General features: G+C 33.2%; 13 protein-coding genes and 1 tRNA gene. 8 read left to right on the forward strand and 6 right to left on the reverse strand.

The features are described from left to right. The first annotated feature begins 8 nt into the window (after nucleotides 1-8). Both ACQ654_RS11495 and ACQ654_RS11500 read left to right on the forward strand, forming a co-directional pair. Nucleotides 9-611, forward strand: coding sequence for a hypothetical protein (locus ACQ654_RS11495; protein WP_430410475.1), 603 nt, complete (start codon nucleotides 9-11; stop codon nucleotides 609-611). A gap of 164 nt (nucleotides 612-775) precedes the next feature. After that, on the forward strand, nucleotides 776-2,092 hold the full coding sequence (locus ACQ654_RS11500) for a DUF2254 domain-containing protein (protein ID WP_430410476.1): 1,317 nt from the start codon (nucleotides 776-778) through the stop codon (nucleotides 2,090-2,092). Nucleotides 2,093-2,171: 79 nt separating this feature from the next. On the opposite strand, the gene ACQ654_RS11505 is transcribed toward ACQ654_RS11500, so the two are convergent. After that, nucleotides 2,172-3,542 carry a tetratricopeptide repeat protein gene (locus ACQ654_RS11505; protein WP_430410477.1) on the reverse strand — a complete coding sequence of 457 codons (1,371 nt, stop codon included), beginning with the start codon at nucleotides 3,540-3,542 and terminating at the stop codon, nucleotides 2,172-2,174. A gap of 252 nt (nucleotides 3,543-3,794) precedes the next feature. On the opposite strand from ACQ654_RS11505, the gene ACQ654_RS11510 reads away from it, so the two are divergent. Beyond that, nucleotides 3,795-4,859 carry a M57 family metalloprotease gene (locus ACQ654_RS11510; protein WP_430410478.1) on the forward strand — a complete coding sequence of 355 codons (1,065 nt, stop codon included), beginning with the start codon at nucleotides 3,795-3,797 and terminating at the stop codon, nucleotides 4,857-4,859. A 136-nt stretch (nucleotides 4,860-4,995) separates the two neighbouring features. Here the strand turns inward: ACQ654_RS11510 and ACQ654_RS11515 are convergent, their stop codons facing one another. The 4 genes from ACQ654_RS11515 to ACQ654_RS11530 all read right to left on the reverse strand — a co-directional run bounded on the left by ACQ654_RS11515 (nucleotide 4,996) and on the right by ACQ654_RS11530 (nucleotide 15,120). After that, nucleotides 4,996-5,454 (reverse strand): hypothetical protein, encoded by a 459-nt coding sequence (locus ACQ654_RS11515; RefSeq protein ID WP_430410479.1) that lies wholly within the window; start codon nucleotides 5,452-5,454, stop codon nucleotides 4,996-4,998. Between the two features lie 68 nt (nucleotides 5,455-5,522). Further along, nucleotides 5,523-12,236 carry a polymorphic toxin type 23 domain-containing protein gene (locus ACQ654_RS11520; protein WP_430410480.1) on the reverse strand — a complete coding sequence of 2,238 codons (6,714 nt, stop codon included), beginning with the start codon at nucleotides 12,234-12,236 and terminating at the stop codon, nucleotides 5,523-5,525. 12 nt (nucleotides 12,237-12,248) lie between these two features. After that, nucleotides 12,249-13,373: a T9SS type A sorting domain-containing protein gene (locus tag ACQ654_RS11525; RefSeq protein ID WP_430410481.1), complete on the reverse strand. Its 1,125-nt coding sequence runs from the start codon at nucleotides 13,371-13,373 to the stop codon at nucleotides 12,249-12,251. A 1,665-nt stretch (nucleotides 13,374-15,038) separates the two neighbouring features. Further along, nucleotides 15,039-15,120 (reverse strand) — tRNA-Leu (locus ACQ654_RS11530). Nucleotides 15,121-15,265: 145 nt separating this feature from the next. Here ACQ654_RS11530 and ACQ654_RS11535 point away from each other — a divergent pair. The 3 genes from ACQ654_RS11535 to pth all read left to right on the forward strand — a co-directional run bounded on the left by ACQ654_RS11535 (nucleotide 15,266) and on the right by pth (nucleotide 17,623). Then, nucleotides 15,266-16,207, forward strand: a complete 942-nt coding sequence (locus ACQ654_RS11535; RefSeq protein ID WP_430410482.1) for a ribose-phosphate pyrophosphokinase — start codon at nucleotides 15,266-15,268, stop codon at nucleotides 16,205-16,207. Nucleotides 16,208-16,232: 25 nt separating this feature from the next. Continuing rightward, on the forward strand, nucleotides 16,233-16,835 hold the full coding sequence (locus ACQ654_RS11540) for a 50S ribosomal protein L25/general stress protein Ctc (protein ID WP_430410483.1): 603 nt from the start codon (nucleotides 16,233-16,235) through the stop codon (nucleotides 16,833-16,835). 221 nt (nucleotides 16,836-17,056) lie between these two features. Continuing rightward, nucleotides 17,057-17,623: an aminoacyl-tRNA hydrolase gene (gene pth, locus ACQ654_RS11545; RefSeq protein WP_430410484.1), complete on the forward strand. Its 567-nt coding sequence runs from the start codon at nucleotides 17,057-17,059 to the stop codon at nucleotides 17,621-17,623. Between the two features lie 61 nt (nucleotides 17,624-17,684). On the opposite strand, the gene ACQ654_RS11550 is transcribed toward pth, so the two are convergent. Further along, nucleotides 17,685-17,840, reverse strand: a complete 156-nt coding sequence (locus ACQ654_RS11550) for a T9SS type A sorting domain-containing protein (RefSeq protein ID WP_430410485.1) — start codon at nucleotides 17,838-17,840, stop codon at nucleotides 17,685-17,687. Nucleotides 17,841-18,002: 162 nt separating this feature from the next. Here ACQ654_RS11550 and ACQ654_RS11555 point away from each other — a divergent pair, with 162 nt between their 5' ends. After that, the gene (locus ACQ654_RS11555) at nucleotides 18,003-18,935 is read left to right on the forward strand and encodes a bifunctional riboflavin kinase/FAD synthetase (protein WP_430410486.1); all 933 of its coding nucleotides are present in this window, start codon (nucleotides 18,003-18,005) and stop codon (nucleotides 18,933-18,935) included. After that, nucleotides 18,925-20,322, forward strand: a complete 1,398-nt coding sequence (locus tag ACQ654_RS11560) for an HTTM domain-containing protein (protein ID WP_430410487.1) — start codon at nucleotides 18,925-18,927, stop codon at nucleotides 20,320-20,322. Before ACQ654_RS11555 ends, ACQ654_RS11560 begins: the two co-directional genes overlap by 11 nt. Nucleotides 20,323-20,552: the final 230 nt, after the last annotated feature.

The raw sequence follows: 20,552 nt of genomic DNA on the forward strand, positions 1-20,552 counted from the left end.
TTACACTCATGAATCATCCAAAGATTTTGATAGCAAAATTTATGCTTCACATACAAGCAAATATAAAAGCTTACATTCGATTCGTTGCTATGCTTTTATTTGTAACCACACTCTTTTCAAAACTTTGGGGCGTATACGATTTAATTGCTTTTAGCATCCTATTTGTTATGCTGATTTTTGATTTGTTACAAAGAAATTATCCAAAAACTCCATTTGAAGCATTTAGCTATTATATATTCTGGATTGTAGCATTTTTTAGTATTATTATTAGTATTTATGTACAGTTTAATTATTTTGAATTTGAGCACGACTTTGCTTTTTTTCATTTTCCAATTAAAGAAGTTTTTGTCATAAAATTGATTGTTTTTATTGTTTCATTCATTAAGTATAAAAGTATTATTGTGACAAATACAATTTTAAGCAAGCTATGGTTGGTTGTTATATTTTTGCATTTTACTTCTATTTTATTGAACTCAACATATGGTTTTGAAACTTGGTTTTACAACTTAGCAATTATTTCCGCTATGGAAACATTAGTGATTATTTTTACTGAAAATAAGTTGTTGATTTACAAATTGACAGTTATTGATTTTCTATGGAAGAAAAAGTGATTGCGCTTAAAAAAACCATCTTTTTATAGTACTGCTTTTCAAATTGTTACTTGCAATCTTTCTTATATTTATGTAAATGAAATTAATTTTCATGATAAAAACTACTGATTATTAGTATCTTTAAAGTACTATCGCGAAAGCAAATATTAACCAATTTTATTACAATGCTCAACCTAAAATACCTTTTTAAACAAGTTAGAGATAGCTTTTGGTTTGTTCCTACATTAATTATAGCCATGAGTGTTTTGGGCGCTGTTTTTTTATTGTATGTTGATAAAACGCATCCTTTTACGCCTGAAGGTATTTTTAAGATTATTTTTTCTGAGAATTCTGAATCGGGTCGAAATGTTTTAACTGTAATTGCAGGTTCTATGGTTGGTATTGCCGGAACTGTGTTTTCTATTACGATTGTAGTATTGCAATTGGCGTCTTCACAATTTGGACCGAGATTGCTTCAGAATTTTATGTATAAACGGCTGAATCAAGTTGTGTTAGGACAATATGTTGGTGTGTTTTTGTACTGTATTATTGTGATTAACGCAATTCGTGATAATGATAGTTATGCTTTTATTCCTAATGTGTCTATCATTTTTGCCATCTTTTTAGCGATATTTAATGTGTTTTTACTTGTAATTTTTATTCATAGTATTAGCATGAGCATTCAGCCAAGTAAGATTATTAATGAATTGCGTGATCGTATTGAGAATAATATTCAAACTATTTATCCGCGACATTTAAAAAAAGATTTGCCTTTTTCCGAAGCAAAAGATGATGCTACAGCCAATTTAACAAAGATTAAAAGTGTTTCCTGCAAGCATAGTGGCTACATACAGTATTTTGATTTGGATGCGTTGGTAGCAATTGCTCGCGATTATGAAGTTGTTATTAAAGCGTTGCACAAACCTGGTGGTTATGTTGTTTCGGAACAATCAATTTTTGAAGTTTTTCAACAGCAATCTTCTGAAAAGAAAGATTTAGATTCTGATTTTTCACTTCAAGAAATGTTTAAAATTGCCACAAAAAAAACATTTTTTCAAGATATTGAATTTGGCATTCATCAGATTGTTGAAATTGCTTCAAAAGCATTGTCGCCAAGTGTTAACAATCCGTATACGGCTGTTGTGTGTATTGATAATTTGACTTCTATTTTGTGTAAACTAGCACAGTCTGAAATTCCAGATTCGACTATTAAAGATGATGATGAGCAAATACGTGTGCTTTTGATTACCGATTCGTTTCAAGGGTTTTTGGAAGCCGCTTTTAATTTGATTCGACAGTATGGAAAAACGAGCCCTTTTATTATTATTAAATTGATGGAAGCACTGACTGTTATTTTAAAATTTGACACTTCCAATTCGCACACAGAAAATCTTAAAGAATATGCCGAAATTGTGATGAAAACTGGGAAAGCTTCTTTTTTGTTAGCAACTGATATTGCTGATTTGGAACAGCGTTATACCCTTTTTAAAACAAGCGCTTGATGCTATTAAATTCCTTGCTTGCCTAACATAGTATTTTGATTATGTTTCATGTGACAAGCAAGAAATTCGTATCTCGTTTTTAAAGATTCGGAACAGTTACATTTCCACCAACCCAACATTTCATTTGTATTTTTTCTCCACCTTTGTATCCTTTTTTAAAGATATCTGTCTTGCTTGGCGCAGCTTGCATGTATGAGTTTATAAGTTCGGTTGCTTCTCCTTTTTTAGAAGCATCAACTTGTCGTGCTTTTTTTGCCATTTCGGCAGCTTTCCAATAGATGGCTCTTTTTGAGAATTCGTCCGTTCCGCATTCATTCGCGCTTGACGCATATAAGCGTGCTATGTTTATGTAAGCAGTTCCTGAAGTAGGATCAAATTTGATGGCTTTTAAAAAATATGTGCGTGCCTTTGATTTTTGCCCTTTTTGAACCGCTTTGTTTCCAAGATTGTTTAGAATTTTTGCTTTTTTGCTTCCGTCAGTTTCATACGCCATGTATTGATCAAAATATTCTTTCGCCTTTTCTTCATCTCCTTTTCGCTTGTATATTGTATGTAAATAATATTTTGAATTTGCAGTTGGTTCTATGTTGTCTATTGCTATGATCAATTCCAAAAACAAAGGACTTTCATTGCATTTTTTTGAATCTAATCGACTCGCCGTTTTGCGCAACCATTGCAGGTCATTTTTATTGATTTCTAACTTTTTTTGATATAGCGGAACCAACGTTTTACAAGTAGCTTCTTTTTCTAACAGTATGACCATGTTTTTTGTAAACTGATCAATTGCCGCTATATTTTTTGTTGCGCCATCTATTTTTTTTTGTTCTTTAGTTGTAAGCGTTTGTTTTTCCTGTTTAGCTAAGAGCTTCGTTTTTATATTTTGCAATCGTTTTTTTTCATAGTCAAATTTCGCATTGACTTCTTCAAATTTCTCTATAAACTTTTCCAGAGAAACACCATCTTCTTTTAAAGTATACATTGTATGGTAGAGTTCAAAATATTTGTAGATGTGTCTTGGGTTTTTGAAGTTTTTTTGATCGGTCGTAAATGCTTCATCAAATACAGTGTATTGCTCTTTTATAGTACCAATTTTATAATCGTGCATGACAGCGCCAATTTTGGATAGCATGAGTCCTTTTTTAGTTTTTGAAGGAACATTTTGGATTCTGTCTTTGTACAACTGAAGTAAAGCTACAGCCGCTTCTTTTTTGTTGCTAGCATTTTTTAACTCATAATTTAGCATAGTTTCTCCATATGCATAGATTGCGGAATTAATTGTTGCACAGTTTTCCCTTAAGTACGCTAGTTGAGGCTTGGCGCTTACAAAGTTTTTAGATTTTACATTTCCTGCGAATAGTGAGAGCGTTTCATTGCACTTTTGTTGAGCATTTGTCTTAAAAACAAAAGCTGCGGTAAAAGTGACAATGAAAACTTTGGTAATTGTTTTCATTTGTTTCAATTTAAATCGGTTTATATGTGGAAAGCATCAAAACATATACCAAAAAAAATGAGCTTAATTTTGGCTTGAAAACATTAAAAAATAATACAAATAACTCAACAAAATGTAAACTTAATACTACTATTCTATTAAGCTATCTTAACCTTAATATTATGCTTTTGTAACCATACCAAAACTAGTCTTTTGCCATACTTCACTTCTTGATTAACTTTCTAGGTTTGGGCAAACACAAAAATCATACTCATGAAAAAAATTAAATTTTTAGTTTGGACATTTATGTCCTTTATTGTTTTCAGTTGTAGCACCGACAATGTAGCTTTTACTGAAGAAGAACAAGCCTCAGAAGTACAAATAGATCAATCTGAACTTGTTATGAAAGAAATTCTAAGTCTTGGGTTTTCTGAGAAAGATATTGTAGACATGGGTTCTTATTATCTTGTGGGAAATGATATTACTTTTTCTAAAACTGGAAGACCACAAATTGCCGATGAAGATATGACAGCTAAGCAACGTAGAACTACGTATTTGGTAGCTGACAATACTATTGGCGTTCGTATTGATCCTTCATTACCATCTAATTGGATTACAGCTACTAGAAATGCTATGGCACATTGGAATGCAAATTCGGGAAGTTCTATCTTTTTGTATGAAACAGATTATTATTGGCCTTATCAAGGTGGATTTTTGTTTAATCCTGAGATTCAGGTAATGAATGATGGTACAGATCCATTACCAAATAATACTATTGCAGCAGCAGAGTTTCCAACTTCTGACGGAATGCCAGGCTATAGAATTCGTATTAATTTGAGTTTTAATGCGTGTTCTGTTTCAAACAATTTGCGATTTTACAATATGATTCATGAAATTGGACATTGTTTAACGTTTGCGCATACAAACTCTTCGTTTGGAACGCATATTGCTGGCACACCAACAAGTGATTCAAATTCTGTGATGAACGGTGGAACCGCGTGTACATTGAGTAGCGGACTTTCTACTGGCGACCGAACTGCCGTTGACACTTTGTATCCGTTAGGAATAACTGCTCCTAGTAACATTCAAGCATATCATGATGGCGATGAAGAGTTAACTATGACATGGAATGCTGTACCAGGCGCAACAAGTTATCGTATTTATAATAATATTAAAGAAACTGGAAAAACAGGTTGGTATCATTATAGAACGCGTACTTCAAACAGTTATAGTAGAGAATTGAAGGTAAAGTACCGAAACGGTTACCGAATGATGGTCAGTGCTATTGATGCCAACGGAAACGAAAGTAAGATGGTGGAAGCAAATTATAATTGGTAATAACACAAACTACTGTAAAATGCAGCAGATTTTTGAAAAGAAAAAAGGTTGTCCTTGTTGGACAACCTTTTTGTGTTTTATGTGAGTTTGATACAAATATTGATTTTTAGCATCATTATAAAAATGATGTCAAATTTTACCAATCTAAATGGTATTGTAACGCTTCTTTTGGAATTTTCTTTTTAACATACTTTGTTATTTTCTCAGCACTCGTTGCGCTTTGAAACGTTTTTATGACTAAAGTATCACGAGATGATTCACGTAATATAATTTGATTTTTTGCAACTTTATAGGTGCCACCAGGAATTTCATATACGTATTCCACAAAAAAACCTTCATCACTGTAATTGTAATATCCCATGGTTGCTTTTTTAGGATTGAATGATGCTGCTTTGTTGAGATCGATTCCTTTGAAATGCCCTACTTTACCTTCTCCATAAAATTTAATTCCACTTTTAAAGTTTTCAAGATTGTATTCTTTAATAAATTCTTCAGAAAACACAGCCATATAAAATACCGTCGTATCAATATGTTTTATGTATTCTTTATTTTGATTCGGTTTTATACTGAATTTAGCTGGCTTAAAACGTGCCATTCCATAATCATTTTTAGTTGTGATACAACTAAAAATGATTACAAAAAAGCTCAGTATAAACATCTTTTTTACCATGATGAAAATGCATTAGGTGTTCTGTATTGTGAATATCCTTTCCAATCCCACGATTGATTTTCAAATCCTCGCTGTCTTTTATCTAATAAAGTTAAGCCAAAAGCTCTAATTCTTAAGTTATGAATTGCGTGGTTTTGAATGGCATGTCTAACTTTTTCAGAATTTACCCCAATTTTATATCCTTTGTATCCAAAAGTTAACGCTCCAAGTCTATGTGGTGTTCCTTCTATAGTTTTTCCGTTTGGCAAGTTTCTTCCAAAAGAATCTGTATAGTTGGTACCAGGAATTCCGTTATATCCACCAGGAAGTGCTTTTTCTCCCTCTAAATCTCTAAATCCTGTGAATAATTGAAAACCTACGGAGTAATCTCCAATAGATAGATTTAGGGAAGCTGTTCTGAAGCTATCTCCTTTATCTCCTGCAGGACCAATTGAACCATCATTTTCATATCGCAATTTAAAATCTCCACTTCTAAATCCTACAACACCTGTTCTTTGTTTAAAATCACTCATGCCGCCTTTACCGCTCCACCAATTTGTTCCATAGGAGAATCCTGTTTTTCCATCGTCATACGCGGCTAAGATAGATTTTCTTATTTCAACTCCATTCCCAAAGCCGTTATAGTTACCATAATTCATATATCCAATACCTGCTGAGAAACTCCAGTTACCATCACTATAGCTAACACTTAAGCTAGCACCTATTCCGGACGCATTCCCAAATGCTACAGACGGGCTTATACTTATGTTCCAATCGCCTATGGGAATATTAAACGACGGTAAAAAAGCACCGACAAAACCTCCTGCCGCAATGGAGAGTAAGGAGCCTGTACTCCAGACCATGGACGGCGCAATTCCGTAGGTTATTCCTCCAATGATAGCTCCTCCTAGTATAGCCATTCCAAAACCGCCCCAACTCCAGTTTCCTGTCTGTATTGCATGACCAATGTACGCCGCAGCACCTGAAATTGCACCAACGATTACACCTACTAAAACTGCTGCCCAAATTATTTCACCACTTGGATCGCTAAATGATAGCGGATTGTTCCATACATAGCCATACCGGTTAAAACTCTGTGTATTGTATGGATCTTGTATAAAATTATCGGGCGATAGGAAACGACCTAGTTTTGCATCGTACATACGACCATTCATATGAATGAGTGATACTTCAAAGAAATGCTCGTGTCCTGTGAAACCTCTACCAAGTAAAGAATCATGATTGAAAACTGTGTCGCCTTGTAGGTTTACAAATTGATTTGTTTCTCCCCATGCTCCAAACTGACGTTTTTCTACAATTTCTGTACTTTCGTTTGAGATTGCTAAAATGCTTCCTAAGTAATCACGGTGTAAGTAATGGTATTCATCTATTGGACTACTTCCTTGTTGTTTTATGTGAACTATTGGCGCGCTGTACGCATTACCTCCAATGTAGTTAAATACTTTTACGGTTCCGGTAGTGTTATCTTTAATAACTTCTACAGGAATGATACTTGAGTATTGTTTATGGTATTGACGCAAGTTTTTGTCTTCTTGCAAACCTCCGTAATACGCATGTGTTCTGTTCATGAACGGTCCGTATTCAAAGTTTACGATTCCATTGTCTTCTTGAAGAATTTTTACAGGTTTTTTGAATGCATTGTACGTTATTTGTTGCAATTCATTTTGCTGATAGTATAAATCTCCTTGCGTGTTTAACTCTACATTTTCTAATCGATACGCATTTGAATTGTTGTAGTTATATTCACCTATGAAAGAGTTTTCAACAATTCTCCCTCGTTGATCATATTCTTGTTGATGGTTGACAGCTCCGCTAATTTGAGTTAATCTATCTAAGTTATCATACGAGAAGTTTTCATTCCAATTTGTGAATGCATAGTTTTTTCTACTGTTAAGAATACCTCGTTGATGATTAAAACTGTAGTCCATTTTTAGCGCTACTATAGGTGTAGGCGGCGGCGTTCCTATTATGTATAGTCCTTGTTTACGATCGTAGATATTTGTTAAAAACCCATATTGATCGTATTGTTTTGTTTTGATGATTCCATTTCCTAAACTTATACTTAAGGATTTTCCTCTGGCAGTTTCGCTATTTATTCGCCATAAACGTAGGTTTGTATTAAAGTCACGTATTTCTCTTAATACACCTGTTGCCGTGTCATATACATTTTTTACAGCAACAGTATTGTTTACTCCTGCGGCATTTGTAATGTATGTTTCTTTATCAATTTGTCCATAACTATCATATGTTAATTGTTTTTCAAAATCGGCCGTTCCATTGTCTTCCGTAATTTTGTTTAATCGCTTATTGCTATCATAGTAATAGTTATAGTCATAGTTTATACTATTTTCATTGTCCGTAGCTAACATTCGCTTTAATAGCTTTGTAGTTGTATCGTACTGATAGTCCGTAACTATGTTTGTTTGATCTCCCACAGTTTCCTTTCGAATTAATTTACCTATTGGACTGTATTGATAACTCGTGGTTCCTTTTGGACTTGTTTCTTGCAACATTTCTCCTATGATGTTGTATTGATACGTAAACGTACCTGCTGAAGGATCTGTTAATGCTGTTTTTCTTCCCCAACCATCAATTGTGATATTTACAATATGACCATCATAGTTGGTAGATTTCATTTTTCCGTTGGCGTAATATGTATAGTTTACAGTTCCACCATCATCTTGAATACTAACTATGTTCCCAAAAGTATCTTTGGTTGATGTTACTGTTTTGGTACCATCATCAACCGTTGCCATTAAACCATTGTACGTTGTAGTTATTACTTTTCCTGTATATAGTTGTTGTGAAATGGGTCTGCCATATTGATCAAAAGCATATTGATTCCATTGTGTAGGAGCTGCTGTACTAAAGTACGGTTCACTTTCTTTTAGTTTTTTCCCTGCTACATCGTATTCAAAGTTTTTAAATATCCATTTGTTATCGAGACTTAATATTCCTTTTTTCATCACCCAACCTACTGGATTGTAATAGATTTTTTCATCTTCACCTTTTTCATGGTTTATGGTTTTTAGCATCCCTCCAGCACCATAGGTTGAACTATTTGCATAGGTAGTGTAAGTATGTTTTCCTAGATAATCCGTTTCTCTAGTTACTCTTCCCCAATCATCATATTGATATAATATTGGCAAGCCATATGCGTTGGTTACACTTGTAGGATTTCCTGTTGCCGCATTGTATTGATAGGTCGTTTCAAGTCCTTCATCATCAATTGATTTTGTCATATACCTACCTGTGGTATCAAACTCAAAGTTTTCTATTCTGTCCGATATACCAACTCCAGTAACTTTCTTTTGCAACACATTCCCAAAGGAATCATATTGATAGTATTCATATAACCAAGCCGTACCATTCCCTTTTCTTCTGACTTGTGTAACTAGATTGTTACTGTAAAAATATTTTTCAGTTGCGCTGAATGAATCTGCCCCTAAAACATTTGTCGTCGTTTTTTCGGATAGTCTTCCAATTGTATATGTTTGATTAAAAGGAGCCGGATTGTTTATATATTGTTGCACAGAAGTTTCTGAACCTCCAGGCACTGTTGTTGTAATTGTTGTTGGATTGTAATACGAATCATAACTAAATGCTTTTGTACTTGTTATACCAGTTAAGGTGTTTTCAGAGACAATTTGAGACTGTACATTGATAAAGATTTTATCCGCTGTTAGTTGTGTTTGATACGTATAATCATTTTTACTTATGAAGCTATTTGGCGTACTGGAAAGGCTTGTAGATACCCAATCTTGTATTGGAGCACCTCTTTTTTGAATATCAAAGTCTGTAATATTCCAAAGTGTTTGAACTCCATTTCCATAGATATTTGATTTTTTAATTTGTTTGAAGCCTAACAGCCCTAATCCTTTTGCATGCGATACAGCTCCAGTATACCTAAAATCTTGGGTTCGCGTTGATCCGCTACCTGTTTCCCGAACTTTACTAACGAGTTTTATAGAAGGTGCAATATTTGCGTTTACATATGGATATACTTCATCATAACTTCCTGTATAAATTTGCTGATAATCATTTCCTTGATTCGTTAAACCTGTATAGTCTATAAGGTGAGAAGTACCATTATTGCTTATTTGTTCTAATGTGACATCTTTTCTATGATCGCCTTCAAATTCATACGCTGCTAAGTGATTTGCACTAACGTAAGCATATTCTATATTATCAGAATTTGTATGAGAATCTAAAAATATAGGCTGACCAAACCGTGTTATACCTGTGTTTGTTTGAAGATAGTTTGACGTGTGTTGAAAAGTAGGTGTTGCATCATTTTCGCCAAGTTTGTTTACATGAATATTCACAACATCTTCAGAATAGTTGTGATTTGTAGAGTATGCACTCGCAATCCAATGTTTTATTAAGTCTGTTTTTCCATCACCATTTACATCTTGCGCAATAAATTTTACTTCTACAAGAGCATTCGTTGTTGGTCCTTGATTGTAGTTGTAGTATTGTACTACTTGACTTTCTACGTACGTGATTAAATCTAAGTATTTAGTATATTTTAAGATGTTACTACCTCTTGATAAAAAGAAGCGCCAGTTTTTACTGTTATTGGCTGTAGGTACTAAAAAGTCAGTTTTCCCATCTCCATTGTAATCTCCTAATAGAATAGGACGACTCATTTTGATATAGCTATCTGTTTCTGTATGAATTAGAGTTAGCTGATTGCTGCTATTTAGCTCATAAACAAAAGCTTTTCCTTCCGTAAAGTGAAATAAATCTGTTTTTCCGTCTCCATTAAAATCTGCACCTAAAACTCTATCATTAGATTTTATTTCTTGCTGCAAGCTTCCTGCCCAATTAGCAAATCCTGATGTTAAATTTCTATCTAAATCAATAAAGTATGCCGATTTGTAGTTGGTTGTATACGTACTACAAGAGCAACAAGTTCCTGAATTGCCACCTCCATCACCTGGATCAATTATATCAATTGGAGCAAGTCGTTCACTCTGTTCAGAGTTTTGCGTTGTTTTTTGCGCTAGTTTTTCTTTTAAGAGTTTCTCTTTTCTGATAGCAAAATCCTCATCATTTTCATCTTTTGGTTGCAGTATATTGTCCCAAGGATCAACGCCACCACCGCCACCAGGACAGTCGTATTCATAACAGTATCTATTTGTATATGGTTTTCCTATGGCTAATACATCTGTTAAACCATCACCATTAAAATCTCCTGAGATATATTCTTTTGGAATTTTCTTTCTTGTAGAGCTATTACACGAACTTTCATATGTATAGGTTGGTGCATTCCATGTTTTTGTGTAGTGATAATATAATCCTACAGCTCCATGATAATAACTTTTGAACTGAACCGAAGATGTGTTTCCACTGATATTTTCTTTTATAAGCGTAATTCCTTGCTGGGCTAGTTTTTTCCCTTGATGATTCAGCATGTTGTTCCCAATGACAGCATCAAAATTTGATACATTGTATGAGCGTCCTATTTCTGTATTGTTATAAGAAGACTCGTAAATATTGTCAAACACATGCAACTCGTTTCTTGTATTTTTGTTGTATAGAATAAAATCTAGTTTTCCGTCTCCATTGAATTCTCCTGATAGGATATTATCGGTTTGATAGTTATAGCCTGGATACAACGTTCCTGCATACGTATCTGGGTTTGGATTTGTAGAAGAGTTATCATAGCTAAAGTTTATCGGCGTTAGACTTTGATTATTTTTATTATGCTCATTTACCGAGGTGAGTCGTTCATAACCCAAAGATGTTTCGTTATGAGTTAATACATATTTTCTATACAATTGATTATCACCTTTTGTTTCGATTCTATCTAAAATTTTACTTCTTCTAAACGTAATTCCTTTTACAAATGATAATTCAGGTCTTTTTCTGTTTTTATAGTAAAATTTGATTTCAACTTTAGGATTTGCACTTCCTCCAAATGTAATTCTATCTATGAGTTTTAATTCTCCATCAGATATGTAATTATAAAAAATTGAATTTCCTTGCGGATCTACTTTTCTTCCTATAGACCATTCTAAACGGCTTCTTGGGTTTGTACTTCCGCTTCCGTACCAAACTCTTGATCCGTCTGGGTAATATACAATAAAATATGATGGTCCGTAAGACGAGCCATATGGTGAACTTCCGAATGCTTTAATTTTTACATTAGAAAATCGTTCTGTTGTATACGTAGAATTAGCGGCTCCGTAGGTTCCTGATTCGAGCAATAGTCGTTGTCCATCTAATGAGAAACGATCACTAGAATCAAAATCAACTCCATCTACAAAACCGTCATGAAATTCTGTAGCGGAAACTCGACTGATAGAAGATAATCCAGAAAATCCCCATCCCCATCCTGCCAAACCATTGGATGCTTGACTGTTAAAATTTAACCCTATATCTGGACTAATGTCTCGTATACCAGGTGGCGTTGCAATAGGAATGTTGTAGGTTGCTCCTCCTGATAAGGATACAGCAAAATCTGCTGGAGTTGTTCCAACTTGTGAGGAAGCTTTGCCTTGTACGCCTGAAACTGTACCTGGCTTAGCATCATTAGATCTATCTTGGATTGTTACTTTTCTATCATCGCTATAAATTGGCTTTGAAGTTATGTTTTTTGAACTTTCTGTTCCTCTGATTAAATTTTCAGGTGTTTTTTGTGCGAAACCAGAAAACCCCATTAAAAGTAATACTAAACTTATATAGTAATTTTTTATATTCATGTCCAACCCTTTTTATTTTTTGATGATTTGTTTTGTGATACTTGTATTGTTACTTAAATGTATATGAACTAAATACATTCCTGAAGATAGATTTGCTAAGTCTATTTCTAATTCATTTTTAGCATTACTTGGTATGGTTTTTACCAATATACCTAGACTGTTATATACGTTGATATCGTGTGCTAGAGACACATCTGAATTGGAATTAAATTTTAACAAAACCAATCCTCTTGTAGGGTTTGGGTAGAGTGAAAGTTCTTTTTCAACTATAATATTATCATCTTCAATTTCTTCTGATTTCTTTATCGCTACAACTTCTTCAGATGCTACTCTTCCTGCTGGAGGAGTAGGCACTGTACAACTAGCAAAAGCGCAGTAGAATCGTTGTTTTTGATTTCCTGCATTATCGTACACAAATAATAATTTAGAATTTGGATTTACCATTAATAATTGCTCTAGCGTAGATTCCGTTCCATCAACTAATTCTAAATGCGGATCGTATAAATATTGTCTGTCCTGCAAGTTGGGATCGTTGTAAAGAAATGATCGTAACATTAAATTTGTAGCTCCCGAAGAGAATTTAAATTCTTTTTGAAGATTTGCAACGACTTCTCCTGTAACTCCATCATATATTTTCCCCAGAATAGGTCCCGAATAGTTATACTTATGCACATATCCTGTAAGCAGATACCAATGATCTAATTTTGGAAGATCTCCATACCAGAAATAAGGATTTGAATTCGCAGTACCATCTAAATTTAAGGTATAATGTGTACTGCCAACTTTACTATGACAACCGAAATATGTTCTTCCATCAGCAGAATTTGTTTTCTTTATCCATATGGATAATCGATACGTTTTTGTTTTATCAATACTCTTATACGCGCCGTATATACCGCCTTCACCATTACTTGATGGATTTGGTATTGCTTTCCACAATACTTCTTCGTCTCCAATATGATTATATCCTAGTTCTCGAATATTGGAACTGGTTGCTCCGTATTGACTGAAGTCCGTAATATTACCCGTACCAACATTCCAGCCAGCTAGAGAGTACATGTTTTGAGCTTCTGATTTATTTACATTTAAGAGAAAACATAAAAGAATTGGTAAAGCTGTAAGTAGTTTTGAATTCATAGAATTTACATTTATGTATTTGTGATAAAACACTTGTTTTCAAATGATTAATAAGATGCAATACAATTACGCTTAAACTATAATTGCAGATATAATTATGATAGAAAAAAAGGTGTATTTTAACTTTTTATTTTGCTCATAATTAGTCACAAAGTAAAGATTAAGCCAATCATACTATTATGGTTAAACCATAAACTAAGTGTAGTTTTTATTACCATTTAATTATGCCATGTCTAAAAACTATACCTCAGAATTACTGATAACAAATATTGACAATAAGAATAGAAAATAAAAGAATTGCTAATCGATATTCATGAATCACGATAATAAAAACAGGAAAATCTGGAAGGTGTTATAGATTTAAAAAAAGCATTACTAACACCTTAAAATATTGTAAATCAAGGAAATTGTATCGAAAGTGTAAAGATGGTGCACAAAAAAAGTAATAAGCTCATTAAACTATAAGATTTTTAACAATACCGTATAGGAATTCATTAAAAAAATAGTGAGAAACGAAAAATTCACACATCTTTCATCTAATAAAGCAAGTGTGCATCATTTCTATTTTTCACTAAAATTGTACTTACCAAAAGAATGTGTTTGAAAACTTTAAAAAAGTCATTTACTAATCTTTGTGAAATGGACTTTTTATTAATTTAGACTAGTCAGCAGGAAAAATACCTAATGAATCAGTAACACTTTTCATTAATTAAATGGTACATCATGTCACTGGTTACATAAACAACTTCACTTCTTTTGAAAACAGTACTACAATTAGCATTGATACTGTCATAACAACAACCTAAAGATTCTCCGTTTGCATCATTTTTAAGAGTATTTAATTGTTCTCTGGAAACTAATATCCATGAATTCTGGTGCCTTATGAAGTTCAACATATAAATTTTATATCCTTTATCGGAAGTTGTATCGTGAAAGCTAATTTTAATTCCAGCAGCAGTTCGATTATTATAGTTTACTGAGCATTCACTTAAATCTATTCTAGTTTCAGGCAAGTTATAGATCAATTTGTTTTTACCACGTAGCTGATCGGGAGATAAAAAAAAGGTTCGCTTCTAACTCAAACTTTATCATATACGTTTTCAGTAGTTTTTATTTTAATAAATGTCTTTAAACTAACATCAAAAGGTTTATTTAATGTGTCTCTCCTTTTTTTTACGCAATTGACTAGCTTCATAAAATGTTTAGGTAAGAATTAAAAAAGGCTTTAACATTTTTGTTAAAGCCTTTGCTGTACATCTTAAAGAATCTAAAATCGTTTTTTTTGTTGAAGATTTCAAATTCTTAGCTATAGCATCATCATAACTGTTTGCAAAAAAGCGAACCTAAATTCGTTCTTAGCATGAAATATTATGAACAATCATTGCATAAATAAATGCCTTTAGTTGTTAACCAACATAAATCAAATTCAGTACACTGGTTTGAGCCTCCTCCGTTAATTGAACTATTATGTAATAGAGAAATAGCTTTCTTGTTAAGCTGTAAGTTCTTTAAATTCTTTTTTTTCATGATAAAATATTTTGATTAAGAATAAAATATATAAAAACAAATTATGAATAACTTACGGTAATACCATCGTTAACATTTAAAACAACAGTTCTTAAAAACAAAAAAATCCCAACATTTCTGCTAGGATTTTGTTTGAAGTACTCGAGGTGGGAATCGAACCCACACTCCCGAAAGAACTGGATTTTGAATCCAGCGCGTCTACCAATTCCGCCACTCGAGCTTTTAAAGGAGTGCAAATTTAGAAAATATTTTTAAATCTCACTTAAAAAAAGAAATAAAAGCTTTTAGAGTTGCAATAAATTTCTAAATTTGCACCTCATTTGACACAACACAACAATTAACTAACTACTAAACAGAATATTAATATGTCCTACACTGTACCAGAACCAAAGATTTTTGCCTGTACACAGAGTGAAGAGCTTGCAGAAAAAATTGCAAATCAGTACGGAACAGAATTAGGAAAAGTAACGTTCTCAACCTATAGTGATGGCGAATTTCAACCTTCTTTTGAAGAATCGGTTCGTGGAGCAAGAGTATTTATCATAGGATCTACGTTTCCAAACTCAGATCATTTGATGCAAATGCTTTTAATGCTTGATGCCGCTAAAAGAGCTTCCGCTCGTCATATTACAGCTGTACTTCCTTACTTCGGTTGGGCAAGACAAGATCGTAAAGACAAGCCAAGAGTTCCAATAGGCGCAAAACTAATAGCAAAAATGCTAGAAGTAGCCGGAGCAACACGCATTATTACTATGGATTTACATGCAGATCAAATTCAAGGTTTCTTTGAAAAACCAGTAGATCATTTATTTGCATCTACCGTGTTTTTGCCATATTTAAGAAAACTTAATTTAGATAAACTAACTGTAGCTTCTCCAGATATGGGAGGATCAAAAAGAGCGTATGCTTATTCTAAATTTTTAGAAAGCGATGTTGTTATTTGTTACAAACAACGTAAAAAAGCCAATGTAATTTCACATATGGAACTCATTGGTGATGTAACAGGAAAAAATGTAGTATTGGTTGATGATATGGTAGACACTGCCGGAACATTAACGAAAGCTGCGGAAGTCATGATGGAAAAAGGAGCATTATCGGTACGAGCAATATGTACACATCCTATTTTATCAGGACAAGCGTATGAACGAATAGAAAACTCAAAATTAGAAGAGTTAATCGTAACAGATTCTATTCCATTACGCCAAGAATCAAGCAAGATAAAAGTAGTAAGTTGTGCACATTTGTTTGCAGATGTAATGCACAGAGTACATAACAATACTTCTATCAGCTCTAAATTTTTAATGTAATTAATTATTAATATAAACACAAAAAATGAAATCAATTACAATTAACGGATCTCAAAGAGAAAGCGTAGGTAAAGTATCAACAAAAGCCTTACGTAATGCTGGAAAGGTTCCTTGCGTATTATACGGAGGAGACAATCCATTACACTTTTCAGCAGAAGAATTATCATTTTCTAAATTAGTGTATACTCCAAATGCGCACACAGTTGTGATTGCATTAGAAGACGGTTCTACACACAATGCAATTTTGCAAGACATTCAATTTCACCCAGTAAGTGATAGAATTTTACACGTAGATTTTTATCGTTCTTATGAAGATAAAGAATTGACAATGGACATTCCTGTAAAAATTATTGGAAAATCTCCAGGTGTTATTGCTGGTGGAGCCTTACGCTTAAACAAACGTAAACTTAGAGTAAAAGCATTGCCAAAGAATTTACCTGATTTTATTGAAGCTGATATTTCTTCATTAGAAATCGGAAACAAAGTATATGTTACTGAGCTAGCAAACGAAAGCTACAAATTGTTACACACAGATAATACTGTAGTGTGTCAAGTAAGAATCTCACGTGCTGCAATGAAAGCTGCTCAAGACGCTGCAAAAGCTGAAAAAGATGCTGAAAAAAGTTAAGAATATGTAATATTCTAATCTAGAAAAAGCATTCCAATATGGAATGCTTTTTTGTTTTAGTAAAATTCGAATTTGAATAATTTTTAAGGTTCAAATTTGCCATAAGACACAATAGGTTTTACTTTTACACAAATTTATACAACATGTTTCAGTTTTTTAGAAAACTACTCCGCACAACAACTCGTGCAAAAACATCATTAATTATAGAAGAAACAGATCCTATGAAAAAATTTCTCGTTGTAGGTTTAGGAAATATTGGAAGTGAATACGAAAACACTCGACACAATATCGGATTTAAAATACTAGATTTTTTTGCTAAAAAAGAAGAAATTAAGTTTGAAACTGATAAATTAGGTGATGTAACTACGTATAAATTTAAAGGAAGAACGTTTATATTGTTAAAACCAAGCACGTACATGAACCTCAGCGGAAAAGCTGTCCGTTATTGGATGACGAAAGAAAAAATTCCTGTTGAAAATGTATTGATTATTACGGATGATTTGAATCTTGAATTTGGAACAATTCGTGTCAAAACAAAAGGAAGTGATGGCGGACACAATGGCTTAAAAAGTATCCAAGCACTTTTAAACACAACAAAATATCCAAGATTCCGATTTGGAATTAGTGCCGAATTTGGAAAAGGTAGACAAGTAAATTATGTATTAGGCGAATGGAATACCGAAGAAAATGATAAACTTCCTGAGCGACTCGAAAAAAGTGTAGAACTCATAAAATCGTTTGGAACTGCCGGAATTTCAAATACGATGAATAATTTTAACGGAAAATAAAAAAAAGAGAGAAGCAAATACACGTCTCTCTTCTCAGTTCACTCAATAAATTGTCGGTTTCCTATTGAATAATTATTTTTTTAACACTTACACGCGCGCCATCATTTACACGAACCTTATACATTCCAGCGGAAGCTGAACTCACATTTAATTTTTGATTGAAGTTTGATGTAAAACTATCATATTGTTTCTCAAAAATTACATTTTTTTTAGGCATTATCATAACTTTTCATTATTTTTTCGATACTTATAAAAGTTGAAGCGGTGAACCATTTATTTTCATCCATGAGAAGATTCTTTTTGTAGATTACAAGATTAAAATAACAATCACTATTTTTTGTGATCGGAATTAAATAGTTTTGTAAAAAAGCAACGAATAGTGAATACCATAGATTTTTTTGAAGCATACAAAGCTGAAAATCCAGCTGCAATAACCATCGGAACGTTTGATGGTGTGCATGTAGGACATAGAAAGATTATTGAAAATCTCATTGAAAAATCTGATGGACTTTCCACAATGCTACTTACTTTTTTTCCGCATCCGCGAATGGTGCTACAACAAGATACAGGCATCAAACTCATAAATACAATTGAAGAACGCATACAACTCCTAAACAAAACAGGGTTAGACAACTTAATTGTATATCCGTTTAGCAAAGAATTTTCAAGATTGACAGCAAAAGATTTTGTGCGCGATTTACTAATCGACAAACTAAATCTAAAGAAAATAATTATTGGATACGACCATCGTTTTGGAAGAAACAGAACCGCTAATATTGATAACTTGCGTGAATTTGGAATTGTATTCGATTTTAAAGTAGAAGAAATTCAAGCAAAAGAAATTGACGACGTTACCATTAGTTCTACCAAAATTAGAAAAGCGCTTAACGAAGGTGATATTGCTACGGCAAACGCCTATCTTGGATATGAATTTATGCTAACAGGAGTTGTTAAATCTGGTAAAGGGTTAGGAAAAACAATCAACTATCCAACAGCAAATATTCACATAAGGGAAAGCTACAAATTAATTCCAAAACAAGGTGTATATGTTGTAAAAAGCATCATTGAAAATAGTACGGTTTTTGGTATGATGAATATTGGCACAAATCCTACCGTTAAAGGAACTGAGCAAACAATTGAAGTTCACTTTTTTGATTTTGATGAAAATATCTACGATAAAAACATTCAAGTATCGTTGATAAGTCGCTTACGCGATGAACGAAAATTTCAGTCCGTAGAAAAACTGCAAGAACAATTGCTAAAAGACAAAACACAATCCTTAGCGTTAATTGAAACTTACAATGCTTACTAAATTTCTTTACAAACAAATAGACAATACCAGCCTCGTTGTATTTCGAGTATTTTTTGGGCTGCTCATTGGTTTGGAAGGATTTGGCGCTATTCTCACAGGCTGGGTAAAACGCACATTTATTCAACCAGATTTTACATTTCCATTTATTGGTTTTGAAGGCGTACTATCGCCAATGCATAAAATTCTAAAACAACCGTTACTAGATTTTCATGTATTCGGACTCAACATGGCTGATTATTCCGCTGGTTTCTACTTTTACTTTGCAATCATGGGAATTTGTGGTTTTATGGTAATGCTAGGCTACAAATATCGTTGGAGCATGGGAGTTTTTACGGTATTATGGACGTGTGTATATCTCATGCAAAAAACATCGTACAACAATCATTACTATCTGTTAATATTATTGTGCGTTTTTATGTGGATTGTTCCTGCGCATCGTTATTTTTCGTTAGATGTGAAACGAAATCCTACGCTTAAAAAGATTTCCATGCCCAATTGGTGCCTGTGGATTTTCATTTTGCAATTATTCATTGTGTATACATATGCTTCTGTTGCCAAAATGTATCCCGATTGGCTCAGTGGCGAAGTTGCTAAAAACTTAATGTCTAGCAAACAAACACTTCCTATTGTTGGTTCATTTTTACAGCAAAACTGGGTTCATTACGTACTAACCTATGTCGGAATTGGCTTTGATTTGCTAGTAATTCCACTGTTACTTTGGAAACGTACACGTGTGTTTATCTTTTTTTGTTCGGTAGTATTTCATTTATTCAACTCGTTTGTATTGCACATAGGAATCTTTCCGTACATGTCATTGGCATTGTGTGTTTTCTTTTTTGAACCTGAAACTGTTCGAAACATTTTTCTCAAAAAGAAAGAAGTGTATAAAGGAAATGAAGTGATTGTATCTTCATACAAAAACATTGTAATTCCAATATTTGCACTATACTTCATTTCACAAATCCTCTTGCCGTTGCGTCATTGGACATTTCAAGATAATGTATTATCAACGGAAGAAGGACATCGGTTAAGTTGGCGTATGATGTTGCGTTCTAAAACTGGCTACCTACAACTCAAAGTTGTCGATAAAGAATCCGGAGTTGTTACGTATGTAAATCCAGCAACGTATACATCACCCAAACAAGCAACAAGAATAGCTGTAAAACCGGATATGTTATGGCAATTTGTGCAATTTCTTAAAAAGAAATATGCCGAAGAAGGAAAAGAAGTTGAAATTTATGCAATTGGTCGCATGCGCGTAAACAATCATCCATATCAGCAACTTTTCGATCCTAAAGTAGATTTAGCCGCTGAAGAATGGTCACACTTTTCTCATCATACGTGGTTATTGCCTTTTAAGAGTAAATACGATAAAAATCCAGAATAAAAATCTAATTATTCGCATTTCATTTTCTTTGCTTCCCCAAAGAATACGGAATCAAGTTCAGCACAGACTTCAAAAATCTTTAACGGAAAACAGAAAACAATTTCTATACTGTGGAAAAAAAGTACTCCACATGAAAAACTTAATTTTCAATGATAACCATTTACGATATCAGTAAAAAAGTTTGAGTTTGACTGGTAAAAAATTCTAAGCTAAAAAATAATACGTCAATT

The organism is Kordia sp. (assembly GCF_965283645.1).
Lineage (GTDB): Bacteria > Bacteroidota > Bacteroidia > Flavobacteriales > Flavobacteriaceae > Kordia.

Coding starts and splice junctions, on each gene's coding strand:
- ACQ654_RS11495 (WP_430410475.1), top strand. CDS start 9: ATGAATCATCCAAAGATTTTGATAGCAAAATTTATGCTTCACATACAA.
- ACQ654_RS11560 (WP_430410487.1), top strand. CDS start 18,925: ATGCTTACTAAATTTCTTTACAAACAAATAGACAATACCAGCCTCGTT.
- ACQ654_RS11535 (WP_430410482.1), top strand. CDS start 15,266: ATGTCCTACACTGTACCAGAACCAAAGATTTTTGCCTGTACACAGAGT.
- ACQ654_RS11515 (WP_430410479.1), bottom strand. CDS start 5,454: ATGGCACGTTTTAAGCCAGCTAAATTCAGTATAAAACCGAATCAAAAT.
- ACQ654_RS11540 (WP_430410483.1), top strand. CDS start 16,233: ATGAAATCAATTACAATTAACGGATCTCAAAGAGAAAGCGTAGGTAAA.
- ACQ654_RS11525 (WP_430410481.1), bottom strand. CDS start 13,373: ATGAATTCAAAACTACTTACAGCTTTACCAATTCTTTTATGTTTTCTC.
- ACQ654_RS11505 (WP_430410477.1), bottom strand. CDS start 3,542: ATGAAAACAATTACCAAAGTTTTCATTGTCACTTTTACCGCAGCTTTT.
- ACQ654_RS11520 (WP_430410480.1), bottom strand. CDS start 12,236: ATGAATATAAAAAATTACTATATAAGTTTAGTATTACTTTTAATGGGG.
- pth (WP_430410484.1), top strand. CDS start 17,057: ATGAAAAAATTTCTCGTTGTAGGTTTAGGAAATATTGGAAGTGAATAC.
- ACQ654_RS11550 (WP_430410485.1), bottom strand. CDS start 17,840: ATGCCTAAAAAAAATGTAATTTTTGAGAAACAATATGATAGTTTTACA.
- ACQ654_RS11500 (WP_430410476.1), top strand. CDS start 776: ATGCTCAACCTAAAATACCTTTTTAAACAAGTTAGAGATAGCTTTTGG.
- ACQ654_RS11510 (WP_430410478.1), top strand. CDS start 3,795: ATGAAAAAAATTAAATTTTTAGTTTGGACATTTATGTCCTTTATTGTT.